25 protein-coding genes are annotated in these 22,352 nt (G+C 73.2%); 22 read left to right on the top strand and 3 right to left on the bottom strand.

The genetic code is table 11. The annotated features are described in order from the left end of the window. Positions 1–9 precede the first annotated feature (9 nt). From pheS to ADEH_RS10225, 4 genes are all read left to right on the top strand, one after another. Entirely contained in the window at positions 10–1,119 is a 1,110-nt protein-coding gene (gene pheS, locus ADEH_RS10240) for a phenylalanine--tRNA ligase subunit alpha (RefSeq protein ID WP_011421025.1), read from the top strand. Positions 1,120–1,126: 7 nt separating this feature from the next. Next, positions 1,127–3,529 carry a phenylalanine--tRNA ligase subunit beta gene (gene pheT / locus ADEH_RS10235; protein ID WP_011421024.1) on the top strand — a complete coding sequence of 801 codons (2,403 nt, stop codon included), beginning with the start codon at positions 1,127–1,129 and terminating at the stop codon, positions 3,527–3,529. Between the two features lies 1 nt (position 3,530). Next, positions 3,531–3,953, top strand: a complete 423-nt coding sequence (locus tag ADEH_RS10230) for a hypothetical protein (protein ID WP_011421023.1) — start codon at positions 3,531–3,533, stop codon at positions 3,951–3,953. A gap of 81 nt (positions 3,954–4,034) precedes the next feature. Next, entirely contained in the window at positions 4,035–4,376 is a 342-nt protein-coding gene (locus ADEH_RS10225) for an integration host factor subunit alpha (RefSeq protein ID WP_011421022.1), read from the top strand. 26 nt (positions 4,377–4,402) lie between these two features. Here ADEH_RS10225 and ADEH_RS10220 read toward each other — a convergent pair whose 3' ends face one another. After that, the gene (locus ADEH_RS10220) at positions 4,403–4,801 is read right to left on the bottom strand and encodes a helix-turn-helix domain-containing protein (RefSeq protein ID WP_011421021.1); all 399 of its coding nucleotides are present in this window, start codon (positions 4,799–4,801) and stop codon (positions 4,403–4,405) included. Positions 4,802–4,995: 194 nt separating this feature from the next. On the opposite strand from ADEH_RS10220, the gene ADEH_RS10215 reads away from it, so the two are divergent. The 11 genes from ADEH_RS10215 (at position 4,996) to ADEH_RS10165 (ending at position 14,997) form a co-directional block, all read left to right on the top strand. After that, positions 4,996–5,298, top strand: a complete 303-nt coding sequence (locus ADEH_RS10215; protein ID WP_012525953.1) for a Rieske (2Fe-2S) protein — start codon at positions 4,996–4,998, stop codon at positions 5,296–5,298. Positions 5,299–5,309: 11 nt separating this feature from the next. Then, positions 5,310–5,699 carry a 6-carboxytetrahydropterin synthase QueD gene (gene queD, locus ADEH_RS10210; protein WP_011421019.1) on the top strand — a complete coding sequence of 130 codons (390 nt, stop codon included), beginning with the start codon at positions 5,310–5,312 and terminating at the stop codon, positions 5,697–5,699. Beyond that, a complete protein-coding gene (folE, locus tag ADEH_RS10205; protein ID WP_011421018.1) occupies positions 5,689–6,375 on the top strand; it encodes a GTP cyclohydrolase I in 687 nt (228 codons plus the stop codon). The genes queD and folE overlap by 11 nt, the downstream gene beginning before the upstream one ends. Continuing rightward, entirely contained in the window at positions 6,372–7,049 is a 678-nt protein-coding gene (locus tag ADEH_RS10200) for an SDR family NAD(P)-dependent oxidoreductase (RefSeq protein ID WP_011421017.1), read from the top strand. Before folE ends, ADEH_RS10200 begins: the two co-directional genes overlap by 4 nt. Further along, complete coding sequence (locus ADEH_RS10195) at positions 7,046–8,434, top strand: FAD-binding oxidoreductase (protein WP_011421016.1); 1,389 nt, start codon at positions 7,046–7,048, stop codon at positions 8,432–8,434. The genes ADEH_RS10200 and ADEH_RS10195 overlap by 4 nt, the downstream gene beginning before the upstream one ends. 376 nt (positions 8,435–8,810) lie before the next feature. Further along, positions 8,811–10,670: a 2-oxoacid:acceptor oxidoreductase subunit alpha gene (locus tag ADEH_RS10190; RefSeq protein WP_011421015.1), complete on the top strand. Its 1,860-nt coding sequence runs from the start codon at positions 8,811–8,813 to the stop codon at positions 10,668–10,670. Positions 10,671–10,696: 26 nt separating this feature from the next. After that, positions 10,697–11,746: a 2-oxoacid:ferredoxin oxidoreductase subunit beta gene (locus tag ADEH_RS10185; protein WP_011421014.1), complete on the top strand. Its 1,050-nt coding sequence runs from the start codon at positions 10,697–10,699 to the stop codon at positions 11,744–11,746. A 352-nt stretch (positions 11,747–12,098) separates the two neighbouring features. Next, positions 12,099–12,368, top strand: a complete 270-nt coding sequence (locus tag ADEH_RS10180; protein WP_011421013.1) for a 4Fe-4S dicluster domain-containing protein — start codon at positions 12,099–12,101, stop codon at positions 12,366–12,368. Between the two features lie 15 nt (positions 12,369–12,383). Next, positions 12,384–13,550, top strand: coding sequence for a 2-oxoacid:acceptor oxidoreductase subunit alpha (locus ADEH_RS10175; RefSeq protein ID WP_011421012.1), 1,167 nt, complete (start codon positions 12,384–12,386; stop codon positions 13,548–13,550). Next, complete coding sequence (locus ADEH_RS10170) at positions 13,547–14,425, top strand: 2-oxoacid:ferredoxin oxidoreductase subunit beta (protein ID WP_011421011.1); 879 nt, start codon at positions 13,547–13,549, stop codon at positions 14,423–14,425. Before ADEH_RS10175 ends, ADEH_RS10170 begins: the two co-directional genes overlap by 4 nt. Before the next feature lie 14 nt (positions 14,426–14,439). After that, the gene (locus tag ADEH_RS10165; protein ID WP_011421010.1) at positions 14,440–14,997 is read left to right on the top strand and encodes a 2-oxoacid:acceptor oxidoreductase family protein; all 558 of its coding nucleotides are present in this window, start codon (positions 14,440–14,442) and stop codon (positions 14,995–14,997) included. A 57-nt stretch (positions 14,998–15,054) separates the two neighbouring features. On the opposite strand, the gene ADEH_RS10160 is transcribed toward ADEH_RS10165, so the two are convergent. After that, complete coding sequence (locus tag ADEH_RS10160; protein ID WP_011421009.1) at positions 15,055–15,870, bottom strand: tetratricopeptide repeat protein; 816 nt, start codon at positions 15,868–15,870, stop codon at positions 15,055–15,057. Positions 15,871–16,066: 196 nt separating this feature from the next. Here ADEH_RS10160 and ADEH_RS10155 point away from each other — a divergent pair, with 196 nt between their 5' ends. The 3 genes from ADEH_RS10155 to ADEH_RS10145 are packed head-to-tail and all read left to right on the top strand — an operon-like array spanning position 16,067 to position 18,167. Then, positions 16,067–16,261: a ribbon-helix-helix domain-containing protein gene (locus ADEH_RS10155; protein WP_012633243.1), complete on the top strand. Its 195-nt coding sequence runs from the start codon at positions 16,067–16,069 to the stop codon at positions 16,259–16,261. A gap of 12 nt (positions 16,262–16,273) precedes the next feature. Then, on the top strand, positions 16,274–17,212 hold the full coding sequence (locus ADEH_RS10150; protein WP_011421008.1) for a UDP-glucuronic acid decarboxylase family protein: 939 nt from the start codon (positions 16,274–16,276) through the stop codon (positions 17,210–17,212). 22 nt (positions 17,213–17,234) lie between these two features. Further along, entirely contained in the window at positions 17,235–18,167 is a 933-nt protein-coding gene (locus ADEH_RS10145; RefSeq protein WP_011421007.1) for an NAD-dependent epimerase/dehydratase family protein, read from the top strand. A 5-nt stretch (positions 18,168–18,172) separates the two neighbouring features. Here ADEH_RS10145 and mtgA read toward each other — a convergent pair whose 3' ends face one another. Further along, on the bottom strand, positions 18,173–19,096 hold the full coding sequence (gene mtgA, locus ADEH_RS10140) for a monofunctional biosynthetic peptidoglycan transglycosylase (RefSeq protein WP_011421006.1): 924 nt from the start codon (positions 19,094–19,096) through the stop codon (positions 18,173–18,175). A 259-nt stretch (positions 19,097–19,355) separates the two neighbouring features. On the opposite strand from mtgA, the gene ADEH_RS10135 reads away from it, so the two are divergent. The 4 genes from ADEH_RS10135 (at position 19,356) to rpsG (ending at position 22,287) form a co-directional block, all read left to right on the top strand. Beyond that, the gene (locus ADEH_RS10135; protein WP_011421005.1) at positions 19,356–19,961 is read left to right on the top strand and encodes a superoxide dismutase; all 606 of its coding nucleotides are present in this window, start codon (positions 19,356–19,358) and stop codon (positions 19,959–19,961) included. A 66-nt stretch (positions 19,962–20,027) separates the two neighbouring features. After that, positions 20,028–21,239 (top strand): A/G-specific adenine glycosylase, encoded by a 1,212-nt coding sequence (gene mutY / locus ADEH_RS10130; protein ID WP_011421004.1) that lies wholly within the window; start codon positions 20,028–20,030, stop codon positions 21,237–21,239. A 181-nt stretch (positions 21,240–21,420) separates the two neighbouring features. Then, the gene (gene rpsL, locus ADEH_RS10125) at positions 21,421–21,792 is read left to right on the top strand and encodes a 30S ribosomal protein S12 (RefSeq protein WP_011421003.1); all 372 of its coding nucleotides are present in this window, start codon (positions 21,421–21,423) and stop codon (positions 21,790–21,792) included. A gap of 24 nt (positions 21,793–21,816) precedes the next feature. Further along, entirely contained in the window at positions 21,817–22,287 is a 471-nt protein-coding gene (rpsG, locus tag ADEH_RS10120) for a 30S ribosomal protein S7 (protein ID WP_011421002.1), read from the top strand. The last annotated feature ends 65 nt before the right edge of the window (positions 22,288–22,352 follow it).

Genomic DNA, 22,352 nt, shown 5'->3' with positions numbered 1-22,352 from the left:
AGGGGTCCGATGGCCGACCTGCTCTCGCAGCTCGAGGCGCTCGCACGGAGCGCCCGTGAAGCCATCGCCTCCGCCGCGGACGAGAAGGGGCTCGAGGAGCTCCGCGTCCGCTTCCTCGGCAAGAAGGGCGAGCTGTCCCAGGTCCTCCGGGGCATGGGGCAGCTCCCCGCCGAGGAGCGCCCGCGCGTCGGCGAGGTCGCGAACCGCGTCCGCGACGAGGTCGAGGCGCTGCTCGCCGGCGCCGCCCGCGGCGTCGCCGCGCGCGCGCTGGAGGCCGAGCTGGCCGGCCCGCCCATCGACGTGACGCTGCCCGGCCGCCGGCTCCTGCCGCGCGGGCACCGGCACCCCGTCACCCGCGCCACCGAGGACATCTCCGCCATCTTCGCGCGCCTCGGCTACGAGGTCGCGAGCGGGCCGGAGATCGAGCTCGACTGGTACAACTTCGAGGCCCTCAACATCCCGCCGGACCACCCCGCGCGCGACATGCAGGACACGTTCTACGTGGACGAGTCCACCCTGTCGCCGGGCGGGCGCACCGGCGCGGCACCGGGCGGGCCCGCGAGGCCGGGGGCGGTGCTGCTCCGCACGCACACCTCGCCGGTGCAGATCCGCGCCATGAAGCGGATCGGCGGACCGCCCATCCGCATCATCTGCCCGGGCCGCGTGTACCGGTCGGACTACGACCAGACCCACTCGCCGATGTTCCACCAGATCGAGGGGCTGTGCGTGGACGAGGGCATCACCTTCGCCGACCTGAAGGGCACGCTGGCCGCGTTCGCCCGCGCCTACTTCGGCCCGGGCACCCGCACGCGCTTCCGCCCCAGCTACTTCCCGTTCACCGAGCCGAGCGCCGAGGTGGACGTGTCCTGCTCCATCTGCGGCGGCACCGGGCGCAAGGACGGCAAGCGCTGCGGCACGTGCAAGGAGACCGGCTGGCTGGAGGTGCTCGGCGCCGGCATGGTCCACCCGCGCGTGCTCGAGAACGGCGGCGTGGACCCGCGCCGCTTCACCGGCTTCGCCTTCGGCATGGGGGTCGAGCGCATGGCGATGCTCCGCTACGGCATCGACGACCTGCGCCTGTACTTCGAGAACGACCTCCGCTTCCTCGAACAGTTCTGAGAACGCCGTGCGCATCTCGCTCAAGTGGCTGTCGGAGTACGTGGACCTGCCCGCGCCCGAGGAGCTGGCGCGGCGCCTCACCGCCGTGGGCTTCGAGATCGAGGCGGTGGAGCGCACCGGCGCGGAGCTGAAGGGCGTGGTGGCGGCGCGCATCGCCGCCTCCGAGCCGCACCCCAACGCCGAGAAGCTCTCGGTCACCCGCGTGGACGCGGGCGGCGGCGAGCCGCTGCAGGTGGTGTGCGGCGCGAAGAACTACCGCGTCGGCGACGTGGTCCCGCTCGCCACCGTGGGCGCCGAGCTGCCCGGCGGCGCGAGGATCTCGAAGGCGAAGCTGCGCGGGGTGGAGTCCTTCGGGATGCTCTGCTCGGCGCGCGAGCTCGGGCTCTCCGCCGACGCGAGCGGCCTGCTCATCCTCCCGCCCGGCACGGTCCCGGGCACGCCCATCGGCGAGGCGCTCGACCTCGACGACGTGCTGCTCGAGGTGAACGTCACGCCGAACCGGCCGGACGCGCTCTCGCACGTGGGCATCGCCCGCGAGGTGGCGGCGCTGCTGGGCCAGAAGGTCCGGCTGCCGAAGCCGGGGCTGGTCGAGGGCGGCGGCGCGGCCGCCGACGCGGTGAAGGTCCGCATCGAGGCGCCGGAAAAGTGCGCCCGCTACGCCGCGCGCGTCGTCGAGGGCGTGAAGATCGGGCCGTCCCCGGCCTGGCTGGCCCGGCGCCTGGAGCGCTGCGGCATCCGCTCCATCTCCAACGTGGTGGACGCGACCAACTACGTGCTGCTCGAGCTCGGCCACCCGCTGCACGCGTTCGACCTCGACGAGGTGGCCGGCCACGAGATCGTGGTCCGCACCGCGCGGCCGGGCGAGCGGATCACCACGCTCGACGGCAAGGACCGGGCGCTCGAGCCGGACGACCTGCTCATCGCCGACCGCGACCGCGGCAGCGCGCTCGCCGGCGTGATGGGCGGCGGCGACTCGGAGATCTCGGCCGGCACCACCCGCGTGCTGCTCGAGTCCGCCTGGTTCGCGCCGAGCGGCGTGCGCCGGACCTCGCGCCGGCACGGGCTGAAGAGCGAGGCCTCGTACCGCTTCGAGCGCGGCGCCGACCCGGGCATGGTGATCCCGGCGCTCGACCGCTGCGCCGCGCTCATCGCCGGGCTGTCCGGCGGGACGGTGCGCGCCGGGGTGGTGGACGCGCAGGCCCGCAAGGTCGCCTCGCCCGAGGTGCGCATGCGCTGGGATCGCCCGGCGCAGGTGCTGGGCATGCCGGTGAGCCGCGAGGACGCCCGCCGCATCCTGCTCTCGCTCGGGTTCGAGGAGCGGGCCAGCGACGGCGACGCGGTGAGCTTCGGCGTGCCGAGCTGGCGCGTGGACGTCTCCATCGAGGAGGACCTGGTCGAGGAGATCGTCCGGACGCTGGGCTACGACGCCATCCCGGAGACGCTCCCCGGCCCCGCCGTCCGCACGCCGGCGGAGTCCGCCGAGGCGCAGGCGGTGGCCCGCGCCCGCGCCGCGCTGGAGGCGGCCGGGTTCAGCGAGGCGGTGAACTTCAGCTTCGTGGCGGCGCGCGACCTGGAGCCGCTCGCCGGCGGCCTCGCCGCCGACGGCATCGCGCTGCGCAACCCCATCAGCGCCGACCTGGCGGTGATGCGCACCAGCCTGGTGCCGTCGCTGCTCCGCAACGCCGCGCACAACCGGCGGCAGCGGGTCGAGGACGTGCGCCTGTACGAGATCGCCCGCGCCTACGGTCCGCGCGCGGCCGGGACCCCCGGCGACGCCCCCAGCCACGAGGCCACCGAGGTGGCCGGCGTCCTGCTCGGGCGGCGCAGCCCGGTGGGCTGGGCGGTGGGCGGCGACGTGGCCGACTTCCACGACGCGAAGGCGGCGGTGCAGGGGCTGCTCGAGGCGCTCGGCGTCGAGGCGGCCTGGGCCGCCCCCGGGCCCGGCTGGCTGCACCCGCGCACCTCGGCGGCGCTCCGCGCCCCGGGCGGCGCGGCGCTGGGCGAGCTCGGCGAGCTGCACCCGCGGGTCGCCGAGGCGTTCGAGCTGCCGCGCGGCGTGCTCGCGTTCCGGCTCTCGCTGGACGCGCTGCTCGCGGCCGCGCGGCTGGTGCCGCAGTACCGGCCCATCCCGCGGCTGCCGGCGGTGCTCCGCGACGTCGCGGTGGTGGTGGAGGACGCGGTGACCGCCGCGGCGGTGGAGGCGCTGGTGCGCGAGGAGCCGCTCGTCGAGGCGGTGATCCTGTTCGACGTGTACAAGGGCGCGCCGCTGCCCGCGGGGCGCAAGAACCTCGCGCTCGCCATCACCTACCGCGCGCCGGACCGCACGCTCACCGACGCCGAGGCGGACGCCGCGCACGGACGCATCGTGGCGCGGCTCCGCGAGCGCGTCGGGGCGGAGCTCCGGGGATAGCGTGACGCCCGCGGGCCGGCGCGCCTGGGCAGCGGCGGCGTTCGCGCTCGCGGCGGCGTTCGCGTCCTGGAACCCGCTCGCCGCGCCGTTCGGGCTGGTGGTCGGGCTCGTCTCGCTCGTGCTCTGCATCCGCGCGCTGGTCCAGGGCGGCGCGCGCCGCGTCGCCTCGGCCGGCCTCGTGCTGGCGGCGCTCGCCGTCGCGGTGAGCGGCCTGGTGCTGGCGCTGACCGCCGGCGTGGGGCGCGACCCGGCCGGCGACCCGGTGGTCCCGGGCCCGGGCGCGGACGAGGTGCGCCGCGCGCTGGACGCGGCCGCCGAGCCCACCCGGCCGGCGCGCGAGCGCGCCCGCGACGAGCTGGAGGCGGCGGGAGGCGGCGCGAAGGCGCCGGCGGACGAGCCCGGCGGATCGCCCGCGAAGCGCTAGCGAAGGTTTGACACGCTGGGGCAAATAGGCTAGTGAATTCGGGACTTAGCCGACGCCGCCCGCGGGGATGGGAGCGACACCGTGACCAAGGCCGACATCATCGAGAGCGTCTACGAGAAGGTGGGCTTCTCCAAGAAGGAGGCCGCCGAGATCGTCGAGATGGTCTTCGACACCATCAAGGAGACGCTGGAGCGCGGCGAGAAGATCAAGATCAGCGGCTTCGGCAACTTCATCGTGCGGGACAAGAAGTCCCGCGTCGGCCGCAACCCGCAGACCGGCGAGGAGATCGAGATCAGCGCGCGCCGCGTGCTGACGTTCCGTCCGAGCCAGGTGCTGAAGAACGCGCTGAACGGCGGGGTCTCGGACGAGACCGAGGGCGCGGACGACGACGATGACGACGAGGAGGGCGAGGGCGACGAGTAGCGCCCCCGCCCCGGTTCCACACCCGGTCAGACGCCGTTGACGCGTCCGGCGGCCACCGCCGGCGCCGCGGCGTCGATGCCGTTCACGCCGTTCACCGGCGCGGCGGCCTCGGCCTGGCGCACCGGGACCGCGCCGATCAGCCGGTAGAGCGTCTTGCGGTCGATGCCCAGGATCTCCGCCGCGCGCGTCTTGTTCCCGCCGGTGGCGCGCAGGATCTCGCGCGCGTAGCGGCGCTCGATCTCGGACAGCGTCGGCCGGCGCGCCGGCTGGCCGTCCGAGGGCGGCGTGGCCCGGGCGGCCTCGAGGAGCGCGGCGGCGAGGTCGGCGGAGACGGTGACGTCGAACCCGGACGCGACGAGCAGCTGCGAGAGCTGCTGGCGGCGCTCCGGGTCGGCCTCGATGACGATCGTGCGGTTGCGTTCCACGTGGCTTCCCTCCCCGCTGACCAAGACGGCCACGGCGGAGGACCGTTACGCGCGCGCCTGTCCTGCTGCGAGGGGACGCGCAGCCCCGGGCGGTGCGTCCTGGTAGGTCCGGCGCGCCGGCGCGGCCCCGGAACGCGGCGAAGGTACGGGCGATTCCCCGGCGGGGCGGGCCCGCGCGCCGTAGATTCCGGCCCGTGAGACACCGCGTGGGACGGCTCCAGGACCTGCCGGACGGGCACGGCTGGCTCGTCGAGATCGAGGGCCAGGAGATCGCACTGTTCCGCCGCGGCGAGCGCGTGCACGCGCTCGACAACGTCTGTCCCCACCGCGGCGCGGCGCTCGCGTTCGGCGACGTGCGCGGCGAGGTGGTGTACTGCCCGCTCCACGCCTGGCCCTTCCAGCTGGCCACCGGCGCCTGCCCGGAGTTCCCGGAGGCGTCGGTGCGCACGTTCCCCGTGCACGTCGGCGAGGGCGGGGACCTCGAAGTGGAGCTATAACGAGGACACCGATGGCGCCCATCGACTACACCGACCGCCGGCGCATGCGGCTCGACGTCGAGTTCTACTTCGCCGCCGCGCACCGCCTGCCGCGCTACGAGGGCCCGTGCTTCCGCATGCACGGCCACAACTACCGCTTCTTCGTCGCGCTCGAGGGCGAGGTGGACCCCGCCACCGGCATGATCGCCGACTTCGGCGACGTGAAGCGGATCGTGGCGGAGCACGTGCTCGCGCGCGTGGATCACCGCACGCTCAACGACGTCCTCGACAACCCCACTGCCGAGAACATCGCCCGCTGGATGTGGGAGGTGCTCGAGCCGCACCTGGCCGGGCTCTGCGAGATCCGGCTCTACGAGATCCCGGACTCCTGCGTGACGTACCGGGGGCCGGGTGGCCGCTAGGCTCCGCGCCCTGCGGCCGCCGCGCCCGCGCGCCTCGGCCCCGGCGACCGCCGAGGCGACCGCCCGGTTCCTCGACGCGCTCGGCCTGCCGCCGGAGGTGCGCGCCTCGCCCGAGCTGGCCGGGACGCCGCGGCGGGTGGCGGAGGCGTGGCTCGAGGACCTGGTGGACGGCTACCGCGCCGAGCCGGCCGAGGTGCTGGCGGACGCCATGCCCAGCGCCGGCCGCGCGCTGGTCACGCTCACCGGGATCGACTTCCACTCGGTCTGCCCGCACCACCTGCTGCCCTCGCGCGGCGTGGCGCACGTGGCGTACCTGCCCGGCGGCAGGGTGGTGGGGTTCGGGCAGCTGGTGCGCCTGGTGGACTGCCTCGCGCACCGCCTGGTGCTCGCGGAGGACCTGGCGCAGTCGGTGGCGGACGCGCTGGTGGAGCACCTCGGCGCGCGCGGCGCGGGCTGCGTGCTCGACGCGGAGCACCTGTGCCTGACGGTCCGCGGCGAGCGGCGCGCCCGCGCCCGGGCCCACGCGGAGGGGTTCGCCGGCGCGCTGGCGCGGAGCGGGGTGGCCCGGCGGAGCTTCGCGCAGGCCATCGCGCGGGCGGCGGGGCCGCGTCCGGCCGGCGCCGGCCGCGCGGCGCGGCGCGGGCGGGCCCGCGGGGCGGGCACGAGGGCGCGATGACCGCCGGGCGGACCGCCATCGTCACCGGCGGCGGCCGCGGCATCGGCGCGGCGGTGGCGCGGGCGCTCACCGCGCGCGGGCTGCGCGTCACCGTGTTCGCCCGGACCGAGGCGCAGGTGCGCGCGGTGGTGGCGGAGGGCGGGGCGGCGCGGGCGGTGGCCGGCGACGTGCGCAGCGCGGCCGCGGTGGAGCGGCTGGTGGCGGAGCACGAGGCCGCGCTCGGGCCGCTCGACGTGCTGGTGAACGGCGCCGGGATCCTGGCCCGCGGCCTGGCGGAGCACACCGCGCCGGAGACGTTTCGCGAGGTGCTGGACGTCAACCTGGTCGGGCCGTTCCTGTGCGCGCGCGCGGCCATCCCGGGCATGAAGGCGCGGGGCAGGGGGCGGATCGTGAACGTCGCCTCGATCTCCGGCACCATCGGCACGGCCGAGGCCGCCGCCTACAACGCGTCGAAGTGGGGGCTCATCGGGCTCACCCGCTGCCTGGCGGAGGAGCTGCGCGACCACGGCGTGCAGTGCGTGGCCGTGTCGCCGGGCTCCACCGACACCGAGATGCTGGCCCGCACGCCGTTCCCGCCGCGGATGAGCGCGGACGAGGTCGCGCGCGTGGTCGTGTTCGCGGCGCTGGACGCGCCCGACGCCATCACCGGCGCCAACCTGGAGGTGTACGGATGACCGCCGCCCGCGACGCCGCGCTGCGCGAGCTCGAGGCCGCGTTCCCGCGCGAGCGGCTGGTGCGCGACGCCGAGCGGCTGGAGGCCTACGGCCGGGACGAGTCCGACCTGGGCGCGCGCCCGCCGGACGCGGCGGTGCTGGTGGAGTCGGCCGAGGAGATCCGCGCGATCTTCGCCGTCGCGAGCCGGCACCGCGTGCCGGTGATCCCGGTGGCGGCGCGCAGCGGCAAGTCCGGCGGCGTGCTGGCGGTGCACGGCGGGATCGCGGTCTCGCTGGAGCGGATGAACCGGATCCTGGAGATCTCGCCGGAGGACCTGGTGGCGCGGGTGCAGCCGGCGGTGGTGACCGGGGTGCTCCAGGCCGAGGTGGAGAAGCTCGGGCTGTTCTACCCGCCCGACCCGAACTCGCTGGAGATGTGCACCATCGGCGGGAACGTGGCCGAGAACGCCGGCGGCCCGCGCGCGCTGAAGTACGGCGTGACGCGCGAGTACGTGCTGGGCCTCACCGCCGTGCTCCCCACCGGCGAGATCCTGCGGGTGGGCAAGCGCAGCATCAAGGGCGTGGCCGGCTACGACCTCACCGCGCTGCTGGTGGGCAGCGAGGGGACGCTCGGGATCGTGACCGAGGCGACGCTCAAGCTGCTGCCCCGGCCGCGCCACGTGGCCACCGCGCTGGTGGTGTTCGCCTCGGTGGCGCAGGCGGCGCGCGCGGTCAACGAGGTGCTGCAGGGCGGGATCCTGCCGCGGTGCCTGGAGCTGCTCGACGACGTCTCGCTGGCCGCGGCCGCGAAGACCTCGCCCTACCGCTTCCCGCCCGGCGCCGGCGCGGCGCTGCTGGTGGAGACCGACGGCAACGACGAGGAGCAGGTGTTCGCCGAGATCGTGCGCCTCGCCGAGAAGGTCCAGGCGCACGCCGAGGGCGAGGTGATCGTGGCGCAGAACGAGGCCCAGCGGCGCGACGTCTGGGAGACGCGCCGCTACCTCTCGGTGAACCTGAAGGCGCTGCACCCGCTGAAGCTCTCGGAGGACGTGGCCGTCCCGCGCTCGAGGATCCCCGAGATGATCGCGCGCGCCAAGGCGGTGGGCGAGCGGCTCGGGCTCACCGTCGCGACCTACGGCCACGCCGGCGACGGCAACCTGCACTGCAACGTCCTGTTCGACCGGTCCGAGGAGCGCCCGCGGGTGGACGAGGCGGTCGCGGCCATCCTGCGCGACGCGGTGGACCTGGGCGGCACCATCACCGGCGAGCACGGGGTGGGCGTCGCGAAGCGCGACTTCCTCGAGTACGAGCAGGGCGCCGAGGTGGTGGCGCTGGAGCGCCGGCTCAAGGCCGCGTTCGACCCGCTCGGCATCCTGAACCCGGGGAAGATCTTCCCGGAGCGCTGACGCCATCGGGGCACCGTCGAGGCGGGCCCCCGAGCGCCGGCGGCGCGCCGCTCCGCGCGAGGTGGAGCCGCCGGCGCCGAGGCCCTCCGGGGTTGACCCCGCGCAAGTCGCTGAGGTGGCTCGGTTCTTTGCGCCAGATCGCCGCAGCGCGGGTATTGGGGACGGGTCCGGTCCACAATAAACCGAGTCGTTTCGCGGCGTTGGCTCATCAGGTCGGCTTGACAAGCCATGCCGCAGTCCGGCATAGCTGTGGCCCCATTTTAGATCCCCGTCAGGAATTGGCGGGGCGCGCCGAGGGTACATCCAGCGGCGCGGCGGGATCCGGCAGCCGCACGCACGGTCACAGCAGGCACCTCACAGGGAGACGAAGGGCGACATGTCCACACAGACGGCCAAGCACAAGGTCGAGCAGGTCGAAACCGTCACGATCCGCTTCGTCGGTGACTCCGGCGACGGCATGCAGCTCACCGGCACCGAGTTCACCAAGGCCAACGCGCTGGCCGGCAACGACCTCGCGACCTTCCCCGATTACCCCGCCGAGATCCGCGCGCCCGCGGGCTCGCTCTTCGGCGTCTCCGGCTTCCAGCTCTCGTTCGGCGCGAACGAGGTCCTCACCCCGGGCGACCAGCCGGACGTGCTCGTCGCGATGAACCCGGCCGCGCTCAAGACGAACCTGGCCGACCTGCGCCACGGCGGCATGCTGATCGTGAACGCGGGCGCCTTCACCGAGTCGAACCTCGAGAAGGCGAACTACAAGTCGAACCCGCTCGAGGACCCCGCGCTGCAGTCGAACTACCGGGTCGTCCTCGTGGACATGAACAAGCTCACCGAGGCGGCGCTGGAGGGGACGGGCCTGTCCTCGAAGGAGGTCGCGCGCTGCAAGAACTTCTTCGCGCTCGGCCTGATGTACTGGCTCTACAGCCGCCCGATCGACCCGCAGCTCGCGTCGATCAAGCGGAAGTTCGCCAAGAAGCCCGAGTTCGCCGAGGCGAACGCCAAGGTCTTCATGGCGGGCCACGTGTTCGGCGAGACCTCCGAGCTCTTCCACGAGCGGTACCAGGTGCCGGCCTCGAAGCTCGCGCCCGGCACCTACCGCAACGTGACCGGCAACTTCGCCACCGCCCTCGGCTTCGCCACGGTGGCGCAGCTCACCGGGCGCACGGTGTTCCTGGGCAGCTACCCCATCACGCCCGCCACCGAGATCCTGCAGGAGATGGCGAAGTTCAAGGAGTACGGCGTCGTCACCTACCAGGCCGAGGACGAGATCGCGGGCATCGGCTCCGCCATCGGCGCGGCCTTCGGCGGCGCGCTCGCCTGCACCAGCACCTCCGGCCCGGGCCTCGCGCTCAAGTCCGAGATGATGGGCCTGGCGGTGATCACCGAGCTCCCGCTCGTGATCGTGGACGTGCAGCGCGGCGGCCCGTCCACCGGCATGCCCACCAAGACCGAGCAGGCCGACCTCCTCCAGGCGCTGTTCGGCCGGCACGGCGAGTCGCCCATGCCGGTGATCGCGGCGCAGAGCGCGGCCGACTGCTTCTGGGCGGCGATCGAGGCGATGAAGATCGCCACGAAGTGGATGACGCCGGTGCTGCTGCTCACCGACGGCTACCTCGCGAACGGCTCCGAGCCGTTCCGCGTCCCGTCCCCCGACGAGCTGCCCAAGCTCACGGTGAAGTACCAGACCGAGAAGAACTACGCGAACGGCACGCAGTACATGCCGTACCTGCGCGACGCCAAGCTGATCCGCCCCTGGGCCATCCCGGGCACGGCCGGCCTCGAGCACCGCGTGGGCGGCCTCGAGAAGGACGCGCTCTCGGGCATGGTGTCGTACGACGGCAACAACCACGAGAAGATGGTCCTCACCCGCGCCCAGAAGGTCCGGAACGTGGTCGAGGACGTGCCGGACGTCGAGGTGTTCGGCGAGAAGCGCGGTGAGCTGCTGCTCGTCTCCTGGGGCGGCACGTTCGGCTCGGTCCGCGGCGCCGCCGAGGCGCTGCAGGCGGCCGGCAAGAAGGTCTCCCACGTGCACCTGCGCTGGCTGAACCCGCTGCCGAAGAACCTCGGCGAGGTGCTGGGGAGCTTCAAGAAGGTGTTCGTGCCCGAGGTGAACGGCGGGCAGCTGGCCTTCTACCTGCGCGGCATGTACCCGGGCGTCGATCCGCTCCAGTACAACCGGATCAACGGCAAGCCGATCAAGATCCACGACCTGGTCGCCAAGGTCTCCGAGGCCCTCTAGGCCGCCCGGAAAGGAACGAGGAACACATGAGCACGAACGGTCAGACGGTCACCGCGGCGCTGCCGGTTTACACCAAGAAGGACTTCGAGTCCGGCGTCGATCCGCGCTGGTGCCCGGGCTGCGGCGACTACTCGATCATCAACCAGATCCAGAAGACGCTGCCGTCGGTCGGCGTGAAGCGCGAGAACATCGTCTTCGTCTCCGGCATCGGCTGCAGCTCCCGCTTCCCGTACTACATGAACAACTACGGGATGCACACGCTGCACGGCCGCGCGCCGTCCTTCGCCTCGGGGCTGAAGGTCTCCCGGCCCGAGCTGCAGGTGTGGATCATGACCGGCGACGGCGACGCGCTCGCCATCGGCGGCAACCACTTCATCCACGCGATGCGGCGCAACCTGGACATGAAGCTGGTCATGTTCAACAACCGCATCTACGGCCTGACGAAGGGCCAGGTCTCGCCGACCTCCGAGCTGCACAAGAAGACCAAGTCCACGCCGGACGGCTCGCCGGACTACCCGTTCAACCCGCCGCTGCTCGCGCTCGGCGCCGGGGCGACGTTCGTCGCGCGCGCCATCGACGTCGAGGGCGTGCACATGGGCGGCGTGCTGAAGGCCGCGGCCGAGCACAAGGGCAGCACGTTCGTCGAGGTCTTCCAGAACTGCCCGGTGTTCAACGACGGCGCCTACACCTTCATCACCGAGAAGGCGAACAAGGCCGAGGCGCAGCTCCGCATGGAGCAGGGCAAGCCGCTGCTCTTCGGCAAGGACAACAAGAAGGGCATCCGCATCGACCACCAGCGGGGCGAGCTCGAGGTCGTCGTCCTCGGCGAGAACGGCGTCACCGAGAAGGACATCCTGGTGCACGACGCGACCCGCGAGGACCCGACCATCGCGTTCATGCTGGCGGGCCTGGCGGACAAGGCCGGCTTCCCGACGCCCATCGGCGTCTTCCGCAACGTGCAGAAGCCCACCTGCGAGGAGATGACCTGGGAGATGATCGACGCCGCCAAGGCGAAGCCGGGCGCGGGGCAGCTCACCAAGCTGCTCGCCGGCAACGACACCTGGACCATCAAGTAGTCCAGGGCCGACACGCTTCGTGAAGTCCGGAGGCCGGCGCCCGCCCTGGGCGCCGGCCTTCGTGCGTCCGGAGCCCGCGCGCGACGGGGCGGACGTGGACCGATCCGGTGCACGAAGCCGCGCGGCGAAAAGCGCAGTATCCGCGGCGGGGAGCGCGCCGCCCGCGTCCGGTCCGTTCACGGTGCGTGCGTGTCCCGGAAAATCGATTGAATGGGTGCATTTTGTCCGACATTCGCGGAAATCGTCGGGAATTTGCCAAAGATTGATCGCGGTCCAATGACGCCACGCCCCGGTCTGGTACGAGAGCGGCCTCTCTCAAACGCCCGGCCGACCGGGCACCGAGGACCGGAGCATGAGTGCGACTTCGCCTGCCGCGAAGAAGGACAGGAAGTTTCGCGGCGTCGTGGTGATCAACCGCGAGACTTGCAAGGGGTGCGCGTTCTGCGTGGAGTTCTGCCCGCTGGGCGCGCTCGAGCTGGAGAGCGACTACAACGCCAAGGGCTACCACCCGCCGTTCCTGGCGAAGCCGGAGCTGTGCAACGGCTGCGACATGTGCGGGCACTTCTGCCCCGATTTCTCGATCTACGGCTACCGCGAGAAGCTCGAGCAGGTTGCGGCCTAGGAGGCCCGAAGAGACATGTCCAACGCGAATCCTTCCGGCACCCTGACCGGCAGCCACTACCTCGACGGCGACCACGCCTGCAGCGAAGGCGCCATCGCGGCCGGCTGCCGCTTCGCCTCCGGCTACCCCATCACGCCCTCGACCGAGGTGGTCGAGCGCCTCTCGGCGCGCTTCCCCCGCGTCGGCGGCCGCTTCATCCAGCTCGAGGACGAGCTGGGCGCGTCCATCGCGCTGCTCGGCGCGGTCTGGGGCGGCGCCAAGGCCTGCACCGTCACCTCCGGCCCCGGCTTCTCGCTGATGATGGAGCACATCGGCTACGCCGCCATCACCGAGACGCCCTGCGTGTACATCAACGTGCAGCGCGCCGGCCCGTCCACCGGCCTGCCCACGCAGCCGGCCCAGGGCGACATGATGCAGGCGCGCTTCGGTTCGCACGGCGACTACCGCCTCATCGCGCTCTGCCCGAACTCCCCGCAGGAGTGCTTCGACCTGACCGTCGAGGCGTTCAACCTGGCCGAGGAGTTCCGCGTCCCGGTGCTGGTGATGCTCGACGAGGTGGTCGGGCACATGACCGAGAAGGTGGTCATCCCGCCCGCCGAGCAGATCAAGGTCAGCGAGCGCCGCTACACCAAGAAGAAGCCGGGCGAGGGCTTCAAGCTGTTCGAGGCCTCGAACGGCAGCATGGTCCCGGAGATGGTGAAGGCCGGCGACGGCTACCGGATCCACGTGACCGGCCTCACCCACGACGAGCGCGGCTACCCGGCCATGAACGTCCCGACGCACGAGAAGATGCAGCTCCGGCTGCAGGACAAGATCGTCGAGAACGCCGACCGGATCGTGCGCTGGGAGGAGAAGGACCTCGCCGACGCCGAGGTGGTGGTGGTGAGCTTCGGCATCACCTCCCGCGTGGCGGAGCGCGCCATCAAGGCGGCGCGCGAGCAGGGCGTCAAGGTCGGCTCGTTCCGGCTCATCACCGCCTGGCCGTTCCCCGAGAAGCAGATCGCGGAGCTGTCGAAGAAGGTGAAGGCGTTCGTCGTGCCCGAGCTCAACCTCGGCCAGATGGCCCTCGAGGTGGAGCGGGTGGTGGCGGGCCGCACCAAGGTCGTGCCGGTGCCGCACGTCGGCGGCACGGTCCACAACCCCGAGACCATCCTGAACAAGATCCTGGAGTCCGTGCGATGAGCGAGCCCGTCAAGCCCAACCCGACCTCGAAGTACCTCCGGACCGAGCGGCTGCCGTCCATCTGGTGCCCCGGCTGCGGCATCGGCACCACGGTGAACTGCTTCACGCGCGCGCTCGACGGCTCCGGCTTCGACCTCGACAAGGTCGCCATCGTCTCCGGCATCGGCTGCACCGGCCGCGTGGCGGGCTACCTGAACCTCGACTCGTTCCACACCACCCACGGCCGCGCCATCCCGTTCGCGACCGGCCTGCAGATGGCCAACCCGGACCTGAAGGTGGTGGTCTACTCCGGCGACGGCGACCTGTCCGCCATCGGCGGCAACCACCTCATCCACGCGGCCCGGCGCAACGTGGACATGCTGGTGGTGTGCGTGAACAACTTCACGTACGGCATGACCGGCGGCCAGGTCACGCCCACCACCTTCCAGACCGCGGTGGCGTCCACCACGCCGTACGGCGCCTACGAGGAGACGTTCAACCTGCCGCGCCTGGTGGACTCCTGCGGCGGCGTCTACGTGGCGCGCTGGACCTCCTACCACGTGAAGCAGCTCGCCAAGTCGATGGGCGAGGCCCTCAACAAGAAGGGCTTCCGCTTCATCGAGATCCTCTCGCCCTGCCCGACGCTCTACCTGCGCCGCAACAAGCTCGGCGAGGGGCTCGACGAGATGAAGTTCTACAAGGAGAAGAGCGTCATCAAGAACGGCGCGTCCACCACCGAGACCGACCTCGACTACCGCAAGGAGATCGTGGTCGGGACCTTCGTGAACCGTGAGCGCCCCACCAACGTCGAGGCGATGGAGGCCCGCATGAGCGAGGTCCTCGGCGCCAAGTACGTTCCCTACGAGTCCCCCGGCAAGAAGCCGGCGTGGGCGTGAGCGGGAGAGACGACATGGGTCCCACGGAGATCAAGATCGGCGGGCTGGGCGGCCAGGGCGTCATCCTCGGCGGCATCATCATCGGCAAGGCCGCCGCGCTGTTCGACGACAAGCACTCCTGCCTGACGCAGGCGTTCGGCCCCGAGGCGCGCGGGTCGGCCTGCAGCGCGCAGGTGGTGGTGGACGAGGAGCCGATCCTCTACCCCTACGTCCACAACCCGCACCTCATGGTGGCGATGTCCCAGGACGCGTTCGCCAAGTTCTCGCCCGAGCTGCGCAAGGACGGGACGCTCATCATCGAGGAGGACCTGGTGAAGCCGACCGGGCTGCCCTCGACGGTGAAGGTGTACGCCGTCCCGGCCACGCGCATCGCGGAGGAGCTGGGCAAGAAGATGGTGCTGAACATCGTGATGGTGGGCTTCTTCACCGCCATCACCGGGCTGGTCTCCGAGCAGGCGGCCCGCGAGGCGGTGAAGGACTCGGTCCCGCCCGCCACCATCGACCTCAACATGAAGGCGTTCGACCGCGGCTTCGCCTACGGCAAGCAGCTGCTCGCCGGCCCGAAGAACTAGCGGACGCCCCCGTCGCACCGGCGCGCCGGGTCCTCGCGGGCCCGGCGCGCCCCATTTTCAGCGCGCCGCGCGCCCGGCGCAGGCCGCCGCCCCGCGCAGGCTCGTCCGGCACGCCTCGAGCCCGGGCGCGGCCTCGACGCACCGCTCGCAGGCCGCCACCGCCTCGGCGCAGCGGTCCAGCCGCACCAGCGCGGTGCAGAGCCCGTGCAGCGCCTCGGGGTACGCCGGGGCGAGCTCGGTGGCGCGCCGGTAGCCGCGCTCCGCCGCCGCCCAGCGCGCCTCCAGGTCGTCCACCAGCGCGAGGTCGTGGTGGGCCGAGGCGCGCCCGGGCTCGGTCTCGAGCAGGTGCAGGAGCTCGCGGCGCGCGGCGGCCAGCCCGGCGGCGCGGTCCGCGCCGGGCGCGAGGGCCCGCCGGAGGAGCGCGCGCGCCAGGTTCTGGCGCGCGTCGGCGAGGTCCGGGTCGAGCCGCAGCGCCTCGCGCAGCGCGGCCTCGGCCCCCCGCGCGTCGCCCGCGGCGAGCAGCGCCTCGCCCAGGTTGGCGTGCGCCTCGGGGAAGTCGGAGCGCAGCCGCAGGGCCCGCTCCAGGTGGCGCATCGCCACCGGCAGGTCGCCGCGGAGGCGCGCCACCACCGCCAGGCCGTTCTCCGCCTCCGGGAAATCCGGGTCGAACGCGAGCGCGTGCTCGAACGCCACCTCGGCCCGCTCCGGGTCGCCGCCGGCGAGGTGGCGGTACCCGCGCTCGACCTCCTCGGCGGCCCGGGGGTGGAGGCGCGGCACGGCGGCGCAGGCGGGGGCGAGCAGCGCGGCCGCGAGCGCGGCGGCCAGGGCGGTGGGGGAGGGGCGGACGCTGCGCCGCGGGGCGGGGCTGGGCATGTCGGCCGCCCCTGCGCGCCCCGTGCCGGCGCAGCACCCTGCGTGAACGGCCCTCGCGCGCGTCCGGCGCCGGGGGGACGGGACCGCGGGGCGGCCGGCGCGTCCGCGGCGCGCACCGGATGGCGCCAATTGACACTATATCGACGGTCACATACGTTCGCCGACCGTAAGCAGCCGTCCCCGAGGGTTCGCCCCCATGGCGCGAAAGAAGATCTCCACGACGGTCTACATCACCCCGGAGCAGGACGAGCGGCTGAAGCTGCTCCACGCCCGCACCAAGGTGCCGGTCGCCGAGTACATCCGGCAGGGCATCGACCTCGTGCTCGAGAAGTACCGCGGGGCCCTCCCCGGCCAGCTGACGCTCGAGGACGTGGGCGAGGCGAAGAAATAGATTGCGGGCGGCATGAGCGAACAGCGAGCAGTCATCCTCGGCGCGGCCGGGTTCATCGGCAGCCACCTCACGGATCGTTTCCTCTCGGAGGGGTGGCGCGTCACCGGCGTGGACAACCTCATCACGGGTACGCTCCGCAACCTGGAGCACCTCGCCCGGGAGCCCCGCTTCGACTTCCTCCAGGCCGACGTCTGCGCGCCGATCGCCATCTCGGGGCGGGTGGACGCGGTGCTGGACTTCGCGTCCCCGGCGTCCCCGGTGGACTACCTCCGGCATCCCTTCGAGACGCTCCACGTCGGCTCGGTCGGGGTCGAGAACGCGCTCGAGCTGGCGCGCCGCAGCGGCGCCCCGTTCCTGCTCTCGTCCACCTCGGAGGTGTACGGCGACCCGCTCGAGCACCCGCAGCGCGAGAGCTACTGGGGGAACGTGAACCCGGTCGGCCCGCGCGCGGTGTACGACGAGGCGAAGCGCTTCGCCGAGGCCATCACCGTCGCGTACCGCCGCTACCGCGAGGTGCCGGTGCGCATCGCGCGCATCTTCAACACCTACGGGCCGCGCATGCGGCTCGACGACGGCCGGGTGGTGCCGACGTTCGTGGCGCAGGCGCTCCGCGGCGAGCCCATCACCGTGTTCGGAGACGGCACGCAGACGCGCAGCTTCTGCTACGTGGACGACAACGTGGAGGCCATCTGGCGGCTGCTCCACAGCGACTGCCAGGACCCGGTGAACGTGGGCGACGACCACGAGATGACCGTGCTCGAGTTCGCGCAGGCCGTGCAGCGGCTGGTGGGGCGCACCGTGCCCATCGAGCACCGGCCGCTCCCGCAGGACGACCCGCGGGTGCGGCGCCCGGATCTCACGCGGGCGCGGGAGCGGCTGGGCTGGACGCCGCGGATCGGGTTCGAGGAAGGGATGCGCCGGACCATCGACTGGTTCCGCGCGCACGTCTGACGGGCGAGGGCGGGGGAACACCATGGGCAAGCGCATCCTCATCACCGGCGGGGCCGGGTTCATCGGCTCCACCGTCGCGGATCTCTTCGTGGAGGCGGGCTGGGACGTCGCCGTGCTCGACGACCTCTCCAGCGGCAAGCGCGAGAACGTGCCCCGGGGCGCGCGCTTCTACCCGGTGGACGTGCGCAGCGCGGCCGCCGCGGAGGCGGTCCGCAAGGAGCGGCCGCAGGTGATCTGCCACCACGCGGCGCAGATCGACGTGCGGCGCTCCATGGCCGACCCGCGCCTCGACGCCGACGTCAACGTGGGCGGCCTGCTCAACCTGATGCAGGCGGCGGCCGCGGCGGGCTCGGTGGAGCACGTCCTGTTCGCCTCGTCCGGCGGCGCCACCTACGGCGACACCGAGGCGGTCCCCACGCCCGAGACCCACCCGCAGGCGCCGGTCTCGCACTACGGCGCGGCGAAGGCCGCGAGCGAGCTCTACCTGGGCGTCTACCGGGCGGCGCTCGGCATCCCGGTGGCGGCGCTGCGGTACGCGAACGTGTACGGGCCGCGCCAGGACCCGCACGGCGAGGCGGGCGTGGTGGCGATCTTCTGCGGGCGGCTGCTGGAGGGGCGCCCCTGCACCGTGTACGGCGACGGCGGCCAGACCCGCGACTACGTGTTCGTGGGCGACGTGGCGCGCGCGAACCTGCTCGCGGCGGAGCGGCGGCACGACGGGCCGCTCAACGTGGGCACCGGGGTCGAGACCGACGTCAACGCGCTCTACGCGCACCTGGCGCGCGCGGCCGGCGTGGACCGCCCGGCGGAGCACGCGCCCGCGCGGCCGGGCGAGCAGCGCCGGTCGTGCATCGACCCGTCGCTCGCCGGCAGGGCGATCGGCTGGAGGCCCGAGGTGCCCCTGGCGGACGGGCTCGCCCGGACGCTGGAGTGGTTCCGGGCCCGGCGCGCGTAGCGAGGCTACCGCGGCTCGCCGGGCGCGGGCGCCTCCACGGCGGCCGGCTCCGGCGCCGCCGCCGCGCCCGCCGGCACCGGCTCGGCCCGGGGCGCGGCCGCCACCGGCACGTCGTCCACCACGTCCGGCGGCTCCTCGCGGTCGTCGCGGGGCACCGGGCCCGCCAGGATCCGCTCCAGCTCGGCGCTCGCGGACAGGTGCTGCTCGGCCGTGAGCCGGCCGGCCGCGCGCATCCGGTCGAGCAGCCGCCGCGAGCGGCGCTTCAGCCAGGTGGACGGGCTGGAGAGGTCCACCCGGCGCGGCGCCGGCAGCATGCTGGCGAGGACCGCCGCCTGCGCCGGCGTGAGCGCCGCGGCGCTGGTGCCGAAGCGCGCCCGCGCGCCGGCCTCCACGCCGAACACGCCGTCGCCCAGCTCGACCACGTTCAGGTAGAGCGCGAGGATGCGGCGCTTGGGGAGCTCGCGCTCCAGCTTCACCGCCAGCAGCGCCTCCTTGAGCTTGCGCCACAGGCTCTTCTCGGTGCCGAGCCACAGGTTCTTGGCGAGCTGCTGCGTGATGGTGGACGCGCCGCGGGCGAAGCTGCGCTTCTCCAGGTCGTGGGCGGCGGCCTCGCGGGTGGCCTCCCAGTCGATCCCCTCGTGGCCGTAGAAGTTCGCGTCCTCGGAGAGCAGCACCGCCTGGACCATCGGGCGCGAGACGCGGTCGAGCGGCACCCAGGCCTGCCGCGGCCGGAACGCGCGCCGCTTCTCCTTCGCCTCGGCGCGCCGCTGCTCGATGAGCGCGGTGGTGCGCGGGTTGTCGCGCGCGAGCGGGGCGGGGTCGGGGAGGGCGACCCAGAGGAGCGCGAGCCCGACGAGCGAGATCGCGGCCGCGGCGGCGGCGTAGAGGAGGGAGCGCGGGACGCGCCGGCGGCTCCGGGCGGCTGGCATGCGGCGCACCTTAGCACCTGGACGGGAGGCGCGAGAGGGGGCGCCCGGCCCGCGCGCGGCGGCGATCCGTCCGGACGGACCGGCGGTCGCACCCGCGCGCGGGCGCGCGGGCGAGGCCGCCACGTTATCCAATGGTGAACGTCGTCCCGCTCGGGAACCCGTTCGGCGCCTTGACACATACGGGGCGGATTCTTAAGTCCCGGCCACCGCATCTCGAACGGAATTCACTGCCCGGCCCAGGGGGCCGACGGAGGCAATCATGGCAGACGTGAAGCGCTACACCCCGCACGACTTCTCCAAGGTGCGCGGCCTCACCGGCATCTCCGACAAGCAGGTCGAGGAGCACCTCAAGCTGTACGAGGGCTACGTGAAGCGCACCAACGCGCTCACCGAGAAGCTCCAGGGGCTGTGCAACGAGGGCAAGGCCTCCGGCGCCGACCCGGTGTTCGCGGAGCTCACCCGCCGCCTCGGCTTCGAGTACTCCGGCATGGTGAACCACGAGTACTACTTCGCGAACCTCGCCCCGGGCGCGCAGGCCGAGCCGCCCGCCGGCGGCAAGCTCCGCAAGGCGATCGAGGCGTCGTTCGGCAAGTACGAGACCTGGCTCGCCGACTTCCGCGCCATCGCCACCATGCCGGGCATCGGCTGGGCCATGACGTTCCAGGACCCGACCACCGGCTGGCTGTCGAACCACTGGCTCACGCTGCACGAGAACAACGTGCCGGTGGGCTTCCGGCCGGTGCTGGCGCTGGACGGCTGGGAGCACGCGTTCATGCGCGACTACCTCGCCACCGAGCGCGCGAAGTACGTGGACGCGTTCTTCAAGAACGTGAACTGGGAGGCGGTCGAGAAGCGGCTCGCGTAGCGCGATCGCTCGACGTCCCCGCGGCCCGGATCGCGCGAGCGGTCCGGGCCGTCGTGCGTCCGGCGTTTGACCCGCGCGCGGCCCCCCGCCTACGCTCCGCCCGTGCCCCCCGCCACCGCCGACGCGCCCGCCCGCCACGCCGCGCTCCGCCGCCGCCTGCTCGCGTGGTGGGACGCCGGCCACCGGCCGCTGCCGTGGCGCCAGCCGCAGCGCGGCGCCGATCCGTACCGCGTCTGGCTGGCCGAGGTGATGCTGCAGCAGACGCAGGTGGCCACGGCCACGCCGTACTGGCTGCGCTTCGTCGAGCGCTGGCCCACGCTCGAGGCGCTCGCGGCCGCGCGCGACGAGGACGTGCTCGCCGCGTGGAGCGGCCTCGGCTACTACGCGCGCTGCCGCAACCTGCTCGCGGCCGCGCGCGAGGCGCTCCGGCGCCACGGCGGCCTGCCGTCGTCGCACGAGGCGCTGCGCGCGCTGCCGGGGTTCGGGCCGTACACCGCGGGCGCGGTCGCCTCGATCGCGTTCGCCGCGCCGGTGCCGGCGGTGGACGGCAACGTCACGCGCGTGCTGTCGCGGCTGTTCCTGGTCGAGGGCGATCCCGCCGCCCGCGGCGCCCGCGCGCGGGTGGCCGCGCTCGCCGCCGCGCTGGTGGACCGCGAGCGGCCGGGGGACCTCAACCAGGCGCTCATGGAGCTGGGGGCGACCGTGTGCCGGCCGCGGCCGGACTGCGCGCGCTGCCCGGTGGCGGCGCGGTGCGCGGCGCGGGCCGCCGGGCGCGCCGCGGAGCTCCCGCCGCCGCGGCGGCGCCCGGAGAAGGTGCGCCAGGTGCTCGCCTGCGCGGTGGTGGTGCGCGAGGGGAGGGTGGCGCTGGTGCGCCGCCCGGCGGCGGGGCTGTTCGCCGGCCTGGCGGCGTTCCCCGCGGCCGAGGTGGCGCCGGGCGACGCCGCGGGCGCGGCGCTGGAGCGCTACGCCCGGACGCGCCACGGCCTGCGGCTGCGCGCGGGCGAGGAGCTGGCGCGGGTCGAGCGGGTGCTCACGCACCGCCTGCTCGAGCTCCGCGCGCTCCGCTGCTCCCTCGCACGGCCCCCGCCCGAGGAGGGGATCCGCTGGGTGCCCGCGGACGCGCTCGACGGCGCGGGCCTCCCGGCGGCCATGCGCGCGCTCGCCGCGGCGGTCCGTGACGCGCTCGGGGAGGCGCCGCCGCCGTCCGGGGGAGCCCGCCAGCCGGCGCGCGCGCGGGCCCGCGCGAATTCGCTCGCACCTCGGCGCGATTTCGTGTAGAAGCGCGGCCTTCCGGGCGTCATCCGGGAGGTTGCAGCGCGCGTCAAGACCCGAGTTCGGGAACCGCTTGACACGTGTGGGCTCCTCCGTATAATTCGCCGCCCTTACGACGGGATTTGTCCTCCGACGCCCCCGTGCCGAACGCCGGGGCGTTTCTGTTGAGAAAAAGAGCTCGCACACGATGCCGACGATCAGCCAGCTGGTGCGCAGGGGCCGCGAGAGGCTCCAGGTGAAGAAGAAGGCCCCGGCCCTCAAGGAGTCGCCGCAGAAGCGCGGCGTCTGCACGCGCGTCTACACGACGACGCCCAAGAAGCCGAACTCCGCGCTCCGCAAGGTCGCCCGCGTGCGCCTCACCAACGGCTTCGAGGTGACGAGCTACATCCCCGGCGTCGGTCACAACCTGCAGGAGCACTCGGTGGTGCTCATCCGCGGGGGCCGCGTGAAGGACCTCCCGGGCGTTCGCTACCACATCATCCGCGGGACCCTCGACGCCGTGGGCGTGCAGGGCCGCAAGCAGGGCCGCTCGAAGTACGGCGCCAAGCGCGCGAGCTAGCCTCGCGGACAAGGAAACGGTTCGATGCCTCGTCGTCGTGAAGTCGAGAAGCGGAAGATTCTCCCCGATCCCAAGTTCCAGGACCGGATCGTGGCGAAGTTCGTCAACAACCTGATGCGCAAGGGCAAGAAGTCCACCGGCGAGCGCATCATCTACGGCGCCTTCGATCAGGTCGAGGCGAAGCTGAAGGACGATCCGCTCAAGGTGTTCAAGAAGGCGCTCGACAACGTGAAGCCGGTCGTCGAGGTGAAGAGCCGCCGCGTCGGCGGCGCGACGTACCAGGTGCCGGTCGAGGTCCGCCAGGACCGCCGCACCGCGCTCGCGATGCGCTGGCTCATCGACTACTCCCGCGGCCGTGGCGAGAAGACCATGGTGGAGAAGCTCGCGGGCGAGATCATGGATGCGGCCTCGAACCGCGGCAACGCGGTGAAGAAGCGCGAGGACACGCACAAGATGGCCGAGGCCAACAAGGCCTTCGCGCACTACCGCTGGTAAGGAGAGACCCGGAGGAATCGAGGAGAGAGCAGGGGGCCGGCTCGGCCGGCAGGGTTCAGGGAACC

Origin of the sequence: Anaeromyxobacter dehalogenans 2CP-C (genome assembly GCF_000013385.1) — a bacterium.
Classification (GTDB): domain Bacteria; phylum Myxococcota; class Myxococcia; order Myxococcales; family Anaeromyxobacteraceae; genus Anaeromyxobacter; species Anaeromyxobacter dehalogenans_B.
The sequence above is the reverse complement of the archived record's forward strand: the minus strand, read 5'-3'. Positions and strand labels throughout refer to the sequence as shown.